The organism is Dolichospermum sp. FACHB-1250 (assembly GCF_014696335.1).
Taxonomy (GTDB): Bacteria; Cyanobacteriota; Cyanobacteriia; order Cyanobacteriales; family Nostocaceae; genus Dolichospermum; species Dolichospermum planctonicum.
In genome coordinates, this window is sequence record NZ_JACJPZ010000050.1 from 14,950 (window position 1) to 29,278 (window position 14,329).

General features: G+C 36.4%; 16 protein-coding genes and 2 pseudogenes. 13 read left to right on the forward strand and 5 right to left on the reverse strand.

From position 1 onward, the window contains the following. Window positions 1–95: 95 nt before the first annotated feature. Window positions 96–1,466, reverse strand: coding sequence for a sensor histidine kinase KdpD (locus H6F39_RS16255; protein ID WP_137907029.1), 1,371 nt, complete (start codon window positions 1,464–1,466; stop codon window positions 96–98). Window positions 1,467–1,800: 334 nt separating this feature from the next. On the opposite strand from H6F39_RS16255, the pseudogene H6F39_RS16260 reads away from it, so the two are divergent. Beyond that, window positions 1,801–2,106: pseudogene (locus H6F39_RS16260) on the forward strand (DUF3155 domain-containing protein); the annotation flags it as partial. A gap of 599 nt (window positions 2,107–2,705) precedes the next feature. Here the strand turns inward: H6F39_RS16260 and H6F39_RS16265 are convergent. Continuing rightward, window positions 2,706–3,239 (reverse strand): cofactor assembly of complex C subunit B, encoded by a 534-nt coding sequence (locus tag H6F39_RS16265; protein WP_137906924.1) that lies wholly within the window; start codon window positions 3,237–3,239, stop codon window positions 2,706–2,708. A 123-nt stretch (window positions 3,240–3,362) separates the two neighbouring features. On the opposite strand from H6F39_RS16265, the gene H6F39_RS16270 reads away from it, so the two are divergent. Further along, window positions 3,363–3,932, forward strand: a complete 570-nt coding sequence (locus H6F39_RS16270) for a DUF3611 family protein (protein WP_137906925.1) — start codon at window positions 3,363–3,365, stop codon at window positions 3,930–3,932. Window positions 3,933–3,981: 49 nt separating this feature from the next. On the opposite strand, the gene H6F39_RS16275 is transcribed toward H6F39_RS16270, so the two are convergent. Next, the gene (locus H6F39_RS16275) at window positions 3,982–4,566 is read right to left on the reverse strand and encodes a Uma2 family endonuclease (protein ID WP_190397042.1); all 585 of its coding nucleotides are present in this window, start codon (window positions 4,564–4,566) and stop codon (window positions 3,982–3,984) included. Between the two features lie 322 nt (window positions 4,567–4,888). On the opposite strand from H6F39_RS16275, the pseudogene serS reads away from it, so the two are divergent. After that, a pseudogene (gene serS / locus H6F39_RS16280) lies at window positions 4,889–6,169 on the forward strand (serine--tRNA ligase); the annotation flags it as partial. 600 nt (window positions 6,170–6,769) lie between these two features. Here serS and H6F39_RS16285 read toward each other — a convergent pair. After that, window positions 6,770–7,321 (reverse strand): transposase, encoded by a 552-nt coding sequence (locus tag H6F39_RS16285; protein WP_137906928.1) that lies wholly within the window; start codon window positions 7,319–7,321, stop codon window positions 6,770–6,772. Window positions 7,322–7,713: 392 nt separating this feature from the next. On the opposite strand from H6F39_RS16285, the gene H6F39_RS16290 reads away from it, so the two are divergent. The 9 genes from H6F39_RS16290 (at window position 7,714) to rpsN (ending at window position 13,015) form a co-directional block, all read left to right on the forward strand. Further along, window positions 7,714–8,187 (forward strand): type II toxin-antitoxin system VapC family toxin, encoded by a 474-nt coding sequence (locus H6F39_RS16290; RefSeq protein WP_137906929.1) that lies wholly within the window; start codon window positions 7,714–7,716, stop codon window positions 8,185–8,187. A 3-nt stretch (window positions 8,188–8,190) separates the two neighbouring features. Continuing rightward, entirely contained in the window at window positions 8,191–8,358 is a 168-nt protein-coding gene (locus H6F39_RS16295) for a hypothetical protein (RefSeq protein ID WP_168651017.1), read from the forward strand. A 303-nt stretch (window positions 8,359–8,661) separates the two neighbouring features. Further along, complete coding sequence (locus H6F39_RS16300; RefSeq protein ID WP_137906930.1) at window positions 8,662–8,889, forward strand: antitoxin; 228 nt, start codon at window positions 8,662–8,664, stop codon at window positions 8,887–8,889. Then, window positions 8,890–9,291, forward strand: coding sequence for a type II toxin-antitoxin system VapC family toxin (locus H6F39_RS16305; protein WP_137906931.1), 402 nt, complete (start codon window positions 8,890–8,892; stop codon window positions 9,289–9,291). It abuts the gene before it with no gap. A 300-nt stretch (window positions 9,292–9,591) separates the two neighbouring features. Then, window positions 9,592–9,813: a hypothetical protein gene (locus H6F39_RS16310; RefSeq protein ID WP_028091335.1), complete on the forward strand. Its 222-nt coding sequence runs from the start codon at window positions 9,592–9,594 to the stop codon at window positions 9,811–9,813. After that, on the forward strand, window positions 9,801–10,202 hold the full coding sequence (locus H6F39_RS16315) for a type II toxin-antitoxin system VapC family toxin (protein ID WP_190397043.1): 402 nt from the start codon (window positions 9,801–9,803) through the stop codon (window positions 10,200–10,202). Before H6F39_RS16310 ends, H6F39_RS16315 begins: the two co-directional genes overlap by 13 nt. Window positions 10,203–10,686: 484 nt before the next feature. Further along, the gene (gene rseP / locus H6F39_RS16320) at window positions 10,687–11,775 is read left to right on the forward strand and encodes an RIP metalloprotease RseP (RefSeq protein WP_190397044.1); all 1,089 of its coding nucleotides are present in this window, start codon (window positions 10,687–10,689) and stop codon (window positions 11,773–11,775) included. Window positions 11,776–11,937: 162 nt separating this feature from the next. Continuing rightward, window positions 11,938–12,612, forward strand: a complete 675-nt coding sequence (nth, locus tag H6F39_RS16325) for an endonuclease III (protein ID WP_137906933.1) — start codon at window positions 11,938–11,940, stop codon at window positions 12,610–12,612. 100 nt (window positions 12,613–12,712) lie between these two features. After that, complete coding sequence (gene rpsN, locus H6F39_RS16330; RefSeq protein WP_137906934.1) at window positions 12,713–13,015, forward strand: 30S ribosomal protein S14; 303 nt, start codon at window positions 12,713–12,715, stop codon at window positions 13,013–13,015. 63 nt (window positions 13,016–13,078) lie between these two features. Here the strand turns inward: rpsN and H6F39_RS16335 are convergent, their stop codons facing one another. Further along, the gene (locus H6F39_RS16335) at window positions 13,079–13,408 is read right to left on the reverse strand and encodes a hypothetical protein (RefSeq protein ID WP_028090093.1); all 330 of its coding nucleotides are present in this window, start codon (window positions 13,406–13,408) and stop codon (window positions 13,079–13,081) included. A gap of 117 nt (window positions 13,409–13,525) precedes the next feature. On the opposite strand from H6F39_RS16335, the gene aat reads away from it, so the two are divergent. Further along, window positions 13,526–14,101, forward strand: a complete 576-nt coding sequence (gene aat, locus H6F39_RS16340; protein ID WP_137907030.1) for a leucyl/phenylalanyl-tRNA--protein transferase — start codon at window positions 13,526–13,528, stop codon at window positions 14,099–14,101. Window positions 14,102–14,329: the final 228 nt, after the last annotated feature.

Below are 14,329 nucleotides of genomic sequence, written 5' to 3' on the forward strand. Positions count from 1 at the left end.
TTGCCTCTTCCCTCTTGCCTCTTGCAACCGTGCTATTAATTTTATATTTATATGTTTATGTGAAACCCTTGGAACTGCGTACTTTTAGCAATTACCTAAACAACAGCAGACAACCAAATTATAAACGTAGCTCCTGGGCTGTGAGATGATGTAATAATTGAGTCAATTGCTGGACTGAAAACCTCTATATTTCCCTGCATTTCTGCTATTAACTGTTGAGCAATAGCAATTCCTAAACCAGTCCCAGGAATTGCTGTTTGTGCTTGTACACCTCGGTAATGTCTTTCTCCCAGATGTTCTAAGTCTTCCGGGGGAATACCTGGTCCTGTATCACTAATCGCAATACCTTGGAAATTTCCCTTTTGTTGCCCACATTGTACCAATATCTTACCACCTGCTGGGGTATATTTCAAAGCATTATCTATAATATTACTCAATACTTCTCGCAAGGCTTTTTCATTTACCCTGACTAAAGGTAAATGATTAGGAATTTCCGTAATTAGTTGTAAATTTCGTTCTTGGGAAATAGCTTGAGCCGATATTAACAAAGGTGCTAATAAATCCGCTACAGAACAATTAGTTAACTGTTCTCCTGTTCCTGGTAACAATAACACAGGTTTCCCTTGTTTTTCTGCATTTTGATTTTGGTTGATTACTACCTTTGACTCTGGGAGGGAAAGAGGTGTTAAATTGGCTGTATTTACCGTATTTAAATCAATCACCTGATCAAACTTTTGCAATAACTCTTGTAAGCGATCGCTCTCCCGGACTATACTGGTTGCTACCTCCCGATTAGGATCTACCGCTCGCATTCGCTTAAATAGGAGTTTACCAAAAGTGCGGATAGCAGTCAAAGGGTTACGAAACTGATGTAAGAGATTATCTAATAAGTCTCGTTGTTCCTCTTGGAGAATTTGTTCTTGCTGGAGTTGATGTTGCAACCAAGCCCGACGTTGATCTAAAATGCAAGCGATCGCTAAAGTTTTCCCAATGCGTTCAATTTCCCCCTCCTCCCGTTGGTTCCATTCCCTATCTTCCCTCGCAGTCACTAATAATCCCATCATTACACCCTCATAAATCAGGGGGGAAACAATTTGGTGATGACTGAGTGAATATTCATCTTGTTTATCTTGTATATTTTGTTCTTCTGTTGCTGCTGCTGAAGCTGATGAATACTCAGATACTGAAGTCGGTTTTAACAACCTCATTGCTTGATTTGGTAATGCTAAAACATGAGCAAGTCTGACTGGGTAACTGTCTTCTTGTTCACCATACTCATCACTAGGATTTAATGCTATAGTTTCTGGATACACCATCACCGGAATTAGTCTTGCCTCACCTGTAGGTTTTTCTACCAATTCCTGTGTTAAATAAACTACGCTAAAAGATGCTCCCATACCTTGGGCTAACAGGGTTATTTGCTCTCGACATAAAGCAAGAAAATCAGAACTGGCAGACATTAGCATTAGTTGCAGGAATTTAGGAGGTAGAAAAGTTGCAGTCACTAGCAGTTTAACAAAAATAAACTCTTACACGACTTAAAGCCAGATAAAAGTGGTGCATAGCCCATAGCTGATCAAAGTGTCTGTATCTAGTCTAATCTAGTAATGGATGATTGGTAATAGACAATGGGTAGTAGACAGCAGTTTTTTTTGAATTTTTATTCTTGATTTTTATTGTTTTTTCTTTATTGTATCAAAACATTAAAAACTATTGATTTTCTCAGATAAAAAATATATAATGACGACTGATTTTGTAGCCACAACTACAATCTATAGCTGGAAACAGGAGGACAATAGGTTGGCAAGGAGACGCAAGCGGAAAAGTCGTCGTCGGCAGGAAGGACGACGGATACTGGAACACATTCCCCAGTACAGCATCGAAAGTGGCGAAGATAAACCTGTGACAGCAGCAAGAAAGTTTATTCACGCTGAAGGTATTATGCCACCCGCGCTACTACTAGTAAAACGCAATGAACACACAACAGACCGTTATTTCTGGGCGGAAAAAGGTCTGTTCGGTGCTCAATACGTAGAAGAAAATCATTTCTTGTTTCCTAGTTTGAGGAGTTTTGAATCACCAACAGTAACATTACCAGCATCAGTACCAGTACCAGCATCAGTACCAGTACCAGAACTAGTAACAGAACTAGTACCAGAACTAGTAACAGAACTAGTACCAGAACTAGTACCAGAACTAGTAGCAGTATCGGAACTAGTTGCCGTAACTGTTAATTAAACAACAAATGACTATCATATCTCCTAAATGTGGCTTCTGGCTCTGACAATAATTAACTGGCAATTTTGATCAGGTTCTTCAAAAATTCCATTTTTTTTAATTTTGTGGTCGAATTGTCAAGCAGGTTTAAACACTGTTTAAACGACTTCTCTCAAGTCATGGCATAATTAACTCCTCATCAACTCGGTTTAGTTGTATGAATCAGTTCATTATCAGCTTACACAGCGGAGAATAGCGACAGAGCCAAGGAAATCCAAAGATGAGGTACAAATTCATGATCTCACTAAGGACTACTATCAAGCTCTGTCCACCAATTTAGATTTTTCCTCATTACATCCCAGTCGTCAGGAAAATTTACAGCAGCAGCAGTATTTTCTCCTCCTCACTGCCAATTTGCTCAAAAGTTTAGTCAGAATTCTACATGAGTAGAGATATAGATGCTCATTTTTTTCATCCCCAACAATCAATCAAGTGTCAAGCACCTTTAGCTGTAATGCCCCTTGTAACTCAGCAAGTTCATCTCTATGGGCAGTAACAGTAATTACACTTGATAAATTTTGTCCACTGCGGATATTTTCTATCTGTAGTGACACCTTCTCAAGTCTTCCAGATTTTTTCCAATACAATAGACCACTTAAAGGTGAAAATAGGATTATTACCGGAAAAAACCGCCCAAAATCAGGAAAAAGCATGGATAAAACTAACGACAAACAACCTAAACCCACCGCTGCTAATGTAGTTAAAAATATAGCTAAAAACCAACTAGGTCTAACAAATCCTTCAAATGTGACTTGATTTTTTGGAGAATCTACCGCTAATACTCGATAAGCACGAGTGCGAAAATAATCCTTTAATGAAGTCATTAACGTATTTTCATCCTCTTGTGAAACTAAACGCATCACTTCTGTGCGGTCTTTAGTTGAAGCCCGAATAAAGAAAAACAACCCAACTGATAACAACAAAGTTAACAGGAAAGTAGATTGCAAAACAGCGGCATCCATAATTAATTTTTAAGTCTGAAATTTTCAGTAGACTTAAACCATTATCAATTATTCTGGAATCAGAGAACAAACGGAAGTTTGTTTTTAACTTTTAACTTTTAACTTTTAACTTTTAATTTTTATATGTCACAAAACTCGGAAACACCATCACCTAACATCCGGGCTATAGCCCAACAATTTCGTCTAGCAGGTTGGATTAGTTTTTGGATTCAGTTAGTATTAGGGGTAATATCTGGGATAATAGTCTTATTATTTGGCATTTTTAGCCAAAAAGCAGGTAGTCCTAGCAATAATCCAGGGACAGGCTTTGGTGTATTTTTAGCAATTTGTGGTATAGTCCTCCTGGGTGCTGGTATTTACCTAGCTTATCGCTACACCAGAATTGGTAAACAACTAGAATCACCTAATCCTACTAATCGTCCTCGTAAAGCTGAAACCGCGCAAGTATTAAGATTAGGACTATGGATAAATTTAAGCGGAACTTTAGTGACTTTATTGGGAGCGCAAGCGATTGTTGGTACATTGGTAGCTAGGTCTATATCTCCTCAAGCAGTAACTACACAATTATTTGATCCAACGCGGATTATTAGCGGTTTAGATATGCTTATAGTTCAAGCAAATACTAATACTGTATCAGCGCATTTTGCAGGTTTAGTAGCATCTCTGTGGTTAATGAATCGTATTACTAGGTAATTTATAATTGATTTATAATTGATTTATAATTGATAGTGGTTGTAGTATCCTAATCTCTAAAAATAGGTAGTTCTAAAATAAATCCTGGTAAAACATCTTCTCCAGATAAAGTTGTTGGTAATGATACTATTTCTACAGTTTGATTTTGACGATAAATTTCTACTTGTTGATTTTGAGGATCAATTAACCAACCTAAACGTAAACCACCATCAAGATATTCCTGCATTTTCTCCTGTAATTGACTCAAAGAATCAGTGCGCGATCGCAATTCTATCACAAAATCAGGACAAATTTTAGGAAACTTTTCCCGTTCTTCAATACTTAAAGATTCCCAGCGTTCATTAGCTATCCAAGCCACATCAGGAGAACGTTTACCACCATGGGGTAGAATAAAAACAGTGGAAGAACTAAATACTTTTCCGAGTTTATTTTGAAGATTCCATAACCAAACATAACCATTAAAATCTGATTCTCTATTACCACTAATTGCACCAACTGGAGGCATAATTATTAATTCTCCTTTAGCAGTTTGTTCAAGTTTCCAATCTTCATTAATTTGACATAGTTGATAAAATTGATCATCACTTAATCCCACATTTTTGATATTTAAAACAACCGCTTCAGATGTCATCATTACTGATCATCTCCTTAAAATTAGGTCAGATATCCGACTTCTTCAAGAAATCGGGAATCTTGTACTTCTCATAATTCCTAGCATAGCATCAGTTTGAGGTAACATTGACTAGAGACACAAAACTCAACATTTTATCAGTTTAACCCTTGGTTAATCTCTTGGGTTTCACTGCGTTCTACCCAACCTACCATTTTAACAATTTTTAGGTTTTGGGAAAAGATACAAAATAAGATATGTTTGGGTTAATTTTCAGTTAAATTGACACTGATAACTGTTGCTAAACCCGTACAATTAACAACTGACAACAAACAATTAACAAAAAATGCTGGATATTAAACAAATTAGAGAAAACCCCCAACTCGTACAAGAGAAATTAAACAGCCGTAACGGTAAATACGACATTCAACCTATATTAGATTTAAGCCAACAACAACGGGAATTAGAAGGTAAACGCAGTCAACTACAAGCCCGCAGCAACGAAATTGGCAAATTAGTCGGTCAAAAAGTAAAATCTGGAGTTGTTGATCCTCAAAGTCCAGAAATACAAGCTTTAAAGGACGAAGGAAACGCCATTAAGACCACATTAAGTGACTTAGAACCCCAGGAAAAAGAGTTAAAAGCCCAAATTCACGAATTACTGTTAGCACTTCCGAATTTACCCAGTGATTTTACACCCCTTGGTAAAAGTGAAGATGATAACCAAGAAGTGAGAACATGGGGAGATGAATATAAACCCGCAAATCCGCATATTTTACCACATTGGGAAATCGGGGAAAAATTGGGGATTTTGAACTTTGAAAGAGCGGTAAAAATTGCCCAAAGTCGCTTTGTGAGTTTGATTGGTGCTGGTGCGGCTTTAGAAAGAGCGTTAATTCAATTTATGCTGTCTCAACATATTGAAAATGGCTATATAGAAGTTAGTCCACCATTGTTAGTAAATACAGATTCTTTAACAGGTACAGGACAATTACCTAAATTTGCCGAAGAAAGTTTTAAATGTGCAGAGGATGATTTGTGGTTAATTCCTACTGCGGAAGTACCGGTAACTAATTTGTATCGGGGGGACATTCTTAACGCAGAAGAATTACCAATTTATCATACTGCATATACGCCATGTTTTCGGCGGGAAGCAGGAAGTTATGGCCGAGATATGCGGGGTTTAATTCGGTTACATCAATTCAATAAAGTGGAGTTAGTGAAATTAGTAAAACCCGAAGATTCTTTTGAGGAATTAGAGAAGTTATTAGCAAATGCTGAGAGTATTTTACAGGCTTTAAAATTGCCTTATCGAGTGATTAATTTATGTACTGCTGATTTAGGTTTTTCGTCCACAAAAACTTATGATTTAGAGGTATGGTTGCCATCTTCTGGGAAATATCGAGAGATTTCTAGTTGTTCTAATTGTGTAGATTTTCAAGCCAGAAGGGCGGATATTCGGTTTAAGGAAGCGGGGAAGAAAGGGACGCAGTTTGTGCATACTTTAAATGGTTCTGGTTTAGCTGTGGGTAGGACTATGGCCGCGATTTTGGAGAATTATCAGCAACCAGACGGGACGATTAAAGTACCGGAGGTGTTAAGACCTTATTTGAATAATCAAGAAATTTTAGGTGTTCCTCTAGTTAATACAAATCCAGTTCCACCCACTCTACCCACAGTAATTGAGCCACCAACTGAATCCTTACCTAAACCAACAGAGCAAGTACAATCTCGTTATATTATTGATTTGCTGTTGTGGATTCCAATCGTATCTTATGTTGTGTGGATAATATGGTCTTTGTTATTTTAGTAGACGATTAGTCTGACAAACTATATACTGCAAAAACCTTGATTTTATATCAAGGTATGTACGGGAAAATTCTGTATAATCACACCTTGAAGGTTGGTTATACAAAGAATTTTTTTTATTTATTAGTTAGGTGTGTTCATTAAAGCGACTTATTATAGCTGTAGCCAGGTTAATTAAGACATGATCAATCATGGAAACCTAGAAATAATAAGGATTTCACTCTTGCCTTTTGCCTTTTGCCTCTTGCCTTGTGCTATAATGTTTTAGTTTCAGTGCGATCGCTAATCTTGTAGGGTGCGTTAATGAAATGTAACGCACCGTCTTTTATTGATATTTAAATGTCAGTAATTCACCGTCTTTTATTGATATTTAATCGGTGCGTTACGCTATCGCTAACGCACCCTACGTTAATGTAGGTTAATCATACAAATCGCTGGATGGGATATCGAGAATTACATTAACACCCCAATTTCGAGGATAAATTTCTTGCTTCATAAATCTATGAATACTTGAAAATTGCCAATCTTGGGGATTTATACACAATCGATGTTTGACAGGATTATAATGTATGTAATCACAATGTACCATAAAATCCTGTTCATCTCTGATTAAATGCTCCCAAAAACGACGTTGCCAAAGATTTTTTTCTCCGCGTTTTTGTCGTGATTGAGAAATTGGATTTTCAATGGCTAATTGTTCACCATAATGTTTTGTCACGTAAGTTTTAATTAATCGCAATCTCACAGAAAAATCATGATCATTATCTGGTAAAGTCCATAAACAATGAAAGTGATTTGGTAGAAGAATAAAAGCATCAATAGAAAAAGGATATTTCTTTCTGACATTTTGAATGGCTTCTCTGAGTGCTTGACGAGCAATATTTTCACAAAGCCAAGGTTCTCTTTGATAGGTTACTTGAGTTATAAAGTGGGTAGCACCTGATATATTTGGTCTGCGATAATTAGGCATTTTGATTAGGCAATAGGTATTTATTTATAATTTATAATATGGATGGTGATGGTGCGTTACGCTTCGCTAACACACCCTACTTTTATAATCATAGCTCATCTCGTAAGGTGCGTTAATGAAATGTAACGCACCATTTTTTTATTAATATTTAACTGTCTGATAGCGAAGCGTGGCGTTAGCCATATCAGGATAACCAGGATTAAAGGATTAACACCGATTGTATTTGATATTGATATTCACAGAATATTAAAATTAGCGCAATTTTGTGAAAATATAGATGAAGATAAAAAAACATCCTGTACATCCTCAAATCCTGGACATCCTGATTCAGACAAAAAAGATTAACAGGATACTGTATAGTAAATTTAGCAAAGTAATCACACTTTAATAATATGACCAAAACAATATACATAGAAACAAGTATTATTGGTTATTTAACAGCAAGACCTAGTAAAAATCTAATTGTTGCTGCTAATGCGGAAATAACAAGAGATTGGTGGGATACTCAGAGAAATTCTTTTACTATTTACATTTCTCAACTGGTATTGCAAGAAGCAGCAAAAGGTGATCCAGAAATGGTGAATAAAAGAATAGAAGTTTTAAATAACTTTCCTCTACTTGATATCACAGAACCAGTCCAAAACTTAGCACAGGAATTTCAAAAACAAAGTAATTTACCACCCACTGCTGCTTATGATACTGTTCATATTGCTACAGCTACAGTCTATGGTTTAGATTATCTGTTAACATGGAATTGTAAACACATTGCTAACCCCTATATTCAGAAAAAACTCTCACAAATTGCTGATAGTTTAGGATATGAACTACCAACAATATGTACACCTTATGAAATGTTAGGAGAATAATTTATGTTGAATGATGAAGTTTTGGCGGAAATTCGGAAAATCAGAGATGAACAAGCTAAGTCATTTAATTATGATTTAGCAGCTATTTGTGCTGATTTAAGAAAAAAACAAGCAACAAGTGGCAGAAAAATTATTTCTCTTCCCTTGAAGACAGTGGTAAAATCACGCTGATTTTTTAGGGTGCGTTAATCAATTTTATTTAATGCACCATTTTTTATTATTTTTATAATATATTGCACTGTCTGAATCAGGATAACCAGGATGAAAGGATTAACACCGATTATATTTGATTTTGATATTCACAGAAAATTAAAATTAGCGCAATTTTGTGAAAATCTAGATGAATATTAAAAAACATCCTGTACATCCTCAAATCCTGGACATCCTGATATGGCTAACGCCACGCTTCGCTATCAGACAATTTTTAGCTACAATTAAACCACAATCAACTAACATCAATTAAAGACAATAATCATGAATACAGCTAAACTTACCAGTGATGGTACTCAGCAAACAGTGATATTACCCCCAGATTTTCAAATGACGGGTACAGAAGTTTATATCAAAAAAATTGGTAATGCCATTTTACTTATTAGTAAAGATAATCCTTGGCAAACTCTAATTGATAGTTTAGATCAATTTTCTGATGATTTCATGACCACTAGAGATCAACTTCCTGTTGATAAAAGAGAGGAGTTTTAAATGCAATATCTTCTCGATACCAACATCTGTATTTATCTGATTAAGCAAAAGCCAGAAAAAGTTATAGCGCGATTTCAAACTTTGTCAATTTCTGATATTGGCATTTCTTCAATTACCGTTGCTGAATTAGAATATGGTGTTTATAAAAGTCAGCAACAAGAGAAAAATAAAAATGCCTTAATGCAGTTTTTACTTCCTTTAGAAATTATTGAATTTAGTCAAAATGCAGCAGTAATTTATGGATATATTAGAAGTGATTTAGAAAGTAAAGGGCTTGTTATTGGACCCATGGATATGTTAATTGCTGCTCATGCAATGAGCTTAGATATTACTCTCGTTACTAACAATATCCGCGAATTTTCTCGCATTCCTAATCTATTATTAGAAAATTGGGCAGAGTAAGTTAATGAAATGTAATGCACCGTTTTCTATTAATATTTAACTGTCTGATAGCGTAGCGTGGCGCAAGCCATATCAGGATAACCAGGATTAAAGGATTAACAGGATAATATTTGAGTTTGATATTCACAGAATATTGAAATTAGCGCAATTTTGTGAAAATGTAGATAAATATTAAAAAACATCCTGTACATCCTCAAATCCTGGACATCCTGATATGGCTACCGCCACGCTTCGCTATCAGACAAAATGCGATTGTTTAAACTATAATAGAAAATAACCATCATTCATCATCAAATTACTATGCTAAAAAGTTACGAAGCAATTTATGAAAATGGCCAATTAACATGGTTGTCAGAACAACCTCAAGTTAATTCTGCTCGTGTGATTATCACCATACTACAAGAAAACTTACCATCAAAAAAACGCCGTATTCCTCCTAGTTCTATTGCTGGTAAAGGTAAAACATTGGGTGATATTGTTAGTCCTATTGTCAATGAAGAAGAGTGGGAATGTCTCAAATAATTATCCTTGATACTCATATTTGGTTTTGGTTTATTAATCAACAATTTGATAAATTTCCTACCCATTGGAGAGAAATAATTGAAACCTCAGAAGAAGTAGGAGTTTCCACTATTTCCTGTTATGAAATAGCACTTGCACAACAGCGAGGAAGACTAGAATTACCTTGTGCTGCTAATCAATGGTTTCAGGAAGCATTAGAACCATCAGGTATTACATTATTTCCTGTAACTGTAGAAATTTCCTGTCGTGCTGTAAATTTATCTCCTGTTCATAAAGATCCATTTGATCGTTTAATTATTGCTACTACATTACAATATCAAGAAAAATTAGCCAGTATTGATGGTTTCTTTTCTCAATATCCTGAACTCAATAATTATTTGATGCAATAGTTTTCTCATTCTATAGGGTGCGTTAATTAAATGTAACGCACCATTTTTATGAAAATTTAACTGTCAGAATCAGGATAACCAGGATGAAAGGATTAACACCGATTATATTTGATATTGATATTCACAGAAAATTAAAATTAGCGCAATTTTGTTTGTGAAAATGTAGATAAATACTAAAAAACCATCCTGTACATCCTCAAATCCTGGACATCCTGATATGGCTAACGCCACGCTTCGCTATCAGACAAAAAATCACATTCTATGCTATTATTATGGGGAATTAGAGTGGTCAATTTGCCCTTAACTACAAATATTTCCCGTTCTTTTTGACCTCAAAGCCTGAAAATAGACGAAATTGCCATAATTCGCTGTTTTCGGGATTGGATTAGACAACAGATCAAAAATTGGCATCAGCAGATATTCTCTGCGCGCCCATTCCCAAAGTACAATGAGGATATATATCCGAATATTTTGATTAAGCTCTATGTCAGTTTTAGCAGCGATCGCAGTTTTGGCTATTTTGATCTTAGTACATGAGTTGGGACATTTCATAGCCGCCCGTTCTCAAGGCATTTACGTTAACCGCTTTTCTCTGGGTTTTGGACCGACGCTTTTAAAGTACCAAGGATCACAAACCGAATATACCATCCGCGCTTTCCCCTTGGGTGGCTTTGTTGGCTTTCCTGATGATGATCCCGATAGCCAAATCCCCCCCAATGACCCGAATTTGTTGCGTAACCGCCCTGTTTTAGACCGTGCCATTGTCATTAGTGCGGGTGTAATCGCCAATTTAATCTTTGCTTATTTAATGTTGGCTTTGCAATTGGGAATCGTTGGTATACCTCAAGAATTTCAGTATCAACCAGGTGTAGTTGTCAAACCCGTAAATGAACAATCTAATGCTTACCAAGCAGGGATTCGAGAAGGAGACATTATTCTGGCTGTAAATGGTCAAGAAATTCCTTTAGGTAAAGACGCAACCACATTATTAACAAAAGAAATTCAAACCCACCCTAATCAAGAAATTGACCTGAAAATTCAACATGAAAATCAACAAAATCATCTGAAAATCACACCTAAACAAGGTGCTGACGGTAAAGGTGTTGTCGGAATTGAATTAGTAGCCAATGGTAAAGCAAACTATCGTCGTCCTCAAAATATTACGGAGATTCTCAAAGTTGCTGCTAATCGTTTTCAACAGTTAGTTGTAGGCACATTTAAAGGTTTTGGACAGTTAATTACTAATTTTGGGAACACTGTCGGGCAAGTTTCAGGACCTGTGAAGATTGTGCAAATTGGCGCACAATTAGCCGCTAGTGATAGCACAAATTTATTCTCTTTTGCGGCAATTATTAGCATTAACTTGGCAATCATTAATATTTTGCCTCTTCCCGCTTTAGATGGTGGACAATTAGCCTTTTTATTAATTGAAGGTTTATTTGGTAAACCTTTACCTAACAAAATTCAAGAAGGTGTCATGCAAACTGGTTTATTCTTACTTTTAGGATTGGGTATTTTCTTAATTGTCAAAGAAACAACCCAGCTAGAATGGGTGCAAAAATTGTTACAGTAAATATGCTCAGATGATCACCTGACTGCTAATACCAAATTATGATGAAGCTGCAAGGATTAAGATTTAAGAATAATTCACCGCAGATAAATACGGATGATTATTTTTTTGTGCAGCCTCACATAAAATTGGTATGATAACTCACCACTCAAAATTGAAAATTAATTGACTCGTAAATCATTAACTAAAAAACAACGGGCTTTAAAAATTCTCTCCCGTCTTCACTATCTTTATCCAGATGCAACCTGCTCTTTAAATTACTCAACACCTGTACAATTATTAGTAGCAACTATTCTTTCCGCTCAATGTACGGATGAGCGTGTAAACAAGGTTACACCCGCATTGTTCAAACGATTTCCTGATGTGAAAGGTTTAGCAAATGCTGATATATTAGAATTGGAGGAGTTAGTTCGTTCAACGGGTTTTTATCATAACAAGGCCAAAAATATCAAAGCTGCTTGTCAGATGATTGTTAATGATTTTAACTCTATTGTTCCTAATCAAATGGAACAATTATTAAAGCTGCCGGGGGTAGCACGCAAAACCGCAAATGTGGTTTTAGCCCATGCTTATGGTATTAATGCTGGAGTGACGGTAGATACTCATGTTAAGCGCTTGAGTCAACGTTTGGGGTTAACAAAAAATACTCAACCGATGAGAATTGAAAAAGATTTAATGCAGTTATTACCCCAACCAGAGTGGGAAAATTGGTCGATTAGATTAATTTATCATGGTCGGGCTGTGTGTAAATCCCGTTTTCCCGGTTGTGATTTTTGCAAATTAGCTGATTTATGTGAGATGAATTTGTCCCTCCCAGAGTCCCAGAGTCCCAGAAAGTGATATTTGGGAGTATCGGTTGTGGAAATTTTCCTATTTTCCCTATAATTGTCCAGGAGGGTGTACAATGGGGAATGGTGTCTTTAATTAAATTAGGGAATTCATGGCAAAGAAGAGTATGATTGAGCGCGAGAAGAAACGCGCTAAAATGGTGGAGAAATACGCCGAAAAGCGGGAAGCACTATTAGAAGAGTTCAGAACAGCACCATCCCCATTGCTGAAGCTAGAAGTTCACCGCAAAATTCAACAGTTACCCCGTAACAGTGCGCCTGTACGCAAACATAACCGCTGCTGGTTAACCGGTCGTCCTAGAGGTGTATACCGTGATTTTGGACTATCTCGGAACGTGCTTAGAGAATGGGCCCATGAAGGTCTTTTACCTGGTGTTGTTAAGTCTAGTTGGTAGTTGGTAGTCAGTGGTCAGTTGTAATGACTAATGATCAATAACCACTGACCAATAACTCCGATCCTATTGACCACAACAATGATCAATTCCCAGGCTATCTAATAGTAGATCGCTAACGGCGTTGGCGATCGCAAACTCTCCAAAAAAGCTTTTAGAAAAATCATAGCACTGCATTTCTGTGACAATGGCAATTACTAGAGAACCCAAGTCGTTTTCTCCTTCCATGCGTTGTCTAACAAAAATCTGTGATGCGCGTTGAGCAATATTTTGATTGATTGCTTCAGGAATAAACTCATTATCAAGCCAATGTAGTAAGTTTTGTTGTAACCATTCTCCTTCTTGCTGGGGATTTTCCGAAGGTGGTAGGGTAATGGGTGGAATTGTTTGAGTCATGTTTGTATATTTTAAATAGATTTTGTTTACCAGGTTAGTCTCTTAAAAGTTCGCAAAGGAACACTGATAACAGTCCATTGCGTTCAGAAGGGGATTTTTTGGATGATTCACTCAATTATGGAATATGATGTTAGTGCTATTATTCGCGGTTATGCCCAAGGTTATTTTCTCATGGCTGATGAGAATAATCATCTGGGATGGTATGAAAGTCGGGAACGAACTTTAATTCCTTTGGATGAAAAATTTCGCTATCCCAAGTCATTACAGCGAGTTCTCAACCAAGAACGGTTCACTGTAGCAATTAACCGTGACTTTCTGGGTGTGGTAGCTGGATGTGCTAATCGTGACACAACTTGGATTTCTCCAGAATTAGAAAAGATATATTGGTTACTTTACAAGTCGGGATATGCTTATAGTTTTGAAACCTGGTCTGGTGATCAATTAGCCGGGGGAATTTTAGGAATTGTGATTGGTGGTGCTTTTATTGGTGAATCCATGTTTTTCAACATTTCCGAAGGTTCTAAAGTCGCAATGGTGAAATTAGTAGCCAGATTGCGTCAAAGGAAATTTTTGCTATTTGATGCCCAAATGATGAATCCCCATTTATCTAGATTTGGCGCTTATAATATCAGTAATAGTGAATATCATCTTTTACTGAAACAGGCCTTGCAACTTCCTTGTTATTTGATTTAACTTGAAGTTTAGTCTTGGTAATTAGTAAAAATTCCTGTTCAAAAACGAATAACTGTCAACTGTCAACTGTCAACTGTCAACTGTCCCCTGTCAACTGTCAACTGTCAACTGTCAACTGTCAACTGTCAACTGTCAACTGTCAACTGTCAACTGTCAACTGTCAACTGTCAACTGTCAACTGTCCCCTGTCAACTGTCAACTGTCAACTGTCAACTGACCACTAACGAT

Bases quoted from the DNA above. Each gene is read 5' to 3' on its own strand.
- H6F39_RS16290 (WP_137906929.1), top strand. From the start codon at position 7,714: ATGACCAAAACAATATACATAGAAACAAGTATTATTGGTTATTTAACA.
- H6F39_RS16300 (WP_137906930.1), top strand. From the start codon at position 8,662: ATGAATACAGCTAAACTTACCAGTGATGGTACTCAGCAAACAGTGATA.
- H6F39_RS16305 (WP_137906931.1), top strand. From the start codon at position 8,890: ATGCAATATCTTCTCGATACCAACATCTGTATTTATCTGATTAAGCAA.
- H6F39_RS16295 (WP_168651017.1), top strand. From the start codon at position 8,191: ATGTTGAATGATGAAGTTTTGGCGGAAATTCGGAAAATCAGAGATGAA.
- rseP (WP_190397044.1), top strand. From the start codon at position 10,687: ATGTCAGTTTTAGCAGCGATCGCAGTTTTGGCTATTTTGATCTTAGTA.
- H6F39_RS16310 (WP_028091335.1), top strand. From the start codon at position 9,592: ATGCTAAAAAGTTACGAAGCAATTTATGAAAATGGCCAATTAACATGG.
- H6F39_RS16270 (WP_137906925.1), top strand. From the start codon at position 3,363: ATGTCACAAAACTCGGAAACACCATCACCTAACATCCGGGCTATAGCC.
- H6F39_RS16285 (WP_137906928.1), bottom strand. From the start codon at position 7,321: ATGCCTAATTATCGCAGACCAAATATATCAGGTGCTACCCACTTTATA.
- H6F39_RS16255 (WP_137907029.1), bottom strand. From the start codon at position 1,466: ATGCTAATGTCTGCCAGTTCTGATTTTCTTGCTTTATGTCGAGAGCAA.
- H6F39_RS16275 (WP_190397042.1), bottom strand. From the start codon at position 4,566: ATGATGACATCTGAAGCGGTTGTTTTAAATATCAAAAATGTGGGATTA.
- H6F39_RS16335 (WP_028090093.1), bottom strand. From the start codon at position 13,408: ATGACTCAAACAATTCCACCCATTACCCTACCACCTTCGGAAAATCCC.
- aat (WP_137907030.1), top strand. From the start codon at position 13,526: ATGGAATATGATGTTAGTGCTATTATTCGCGGTTATGCCCAAGGTTAT.
- rpsN (WP_137906934.1), top strand. From the start codon at position 12,713: ATGGCAAAGAAGAGTATGATTGAGCGCGAGAAGAAACGCGCTAAAATG.
- H6F39_RS16265 (WP_137906924.1), bottom strand. From the start codon at position 3,239: ATGGATGCCGCTGTTTTGCAATCTACTTTCCTGTTAACTTTGTTGTTA.
- H6F39_RS16315 (WP_190397043.1), top strand. From the start codon at position 9,801: ATGTCTCAAATAATTATCCTTGATACTCATATTTGGTTTTGGTTTATT.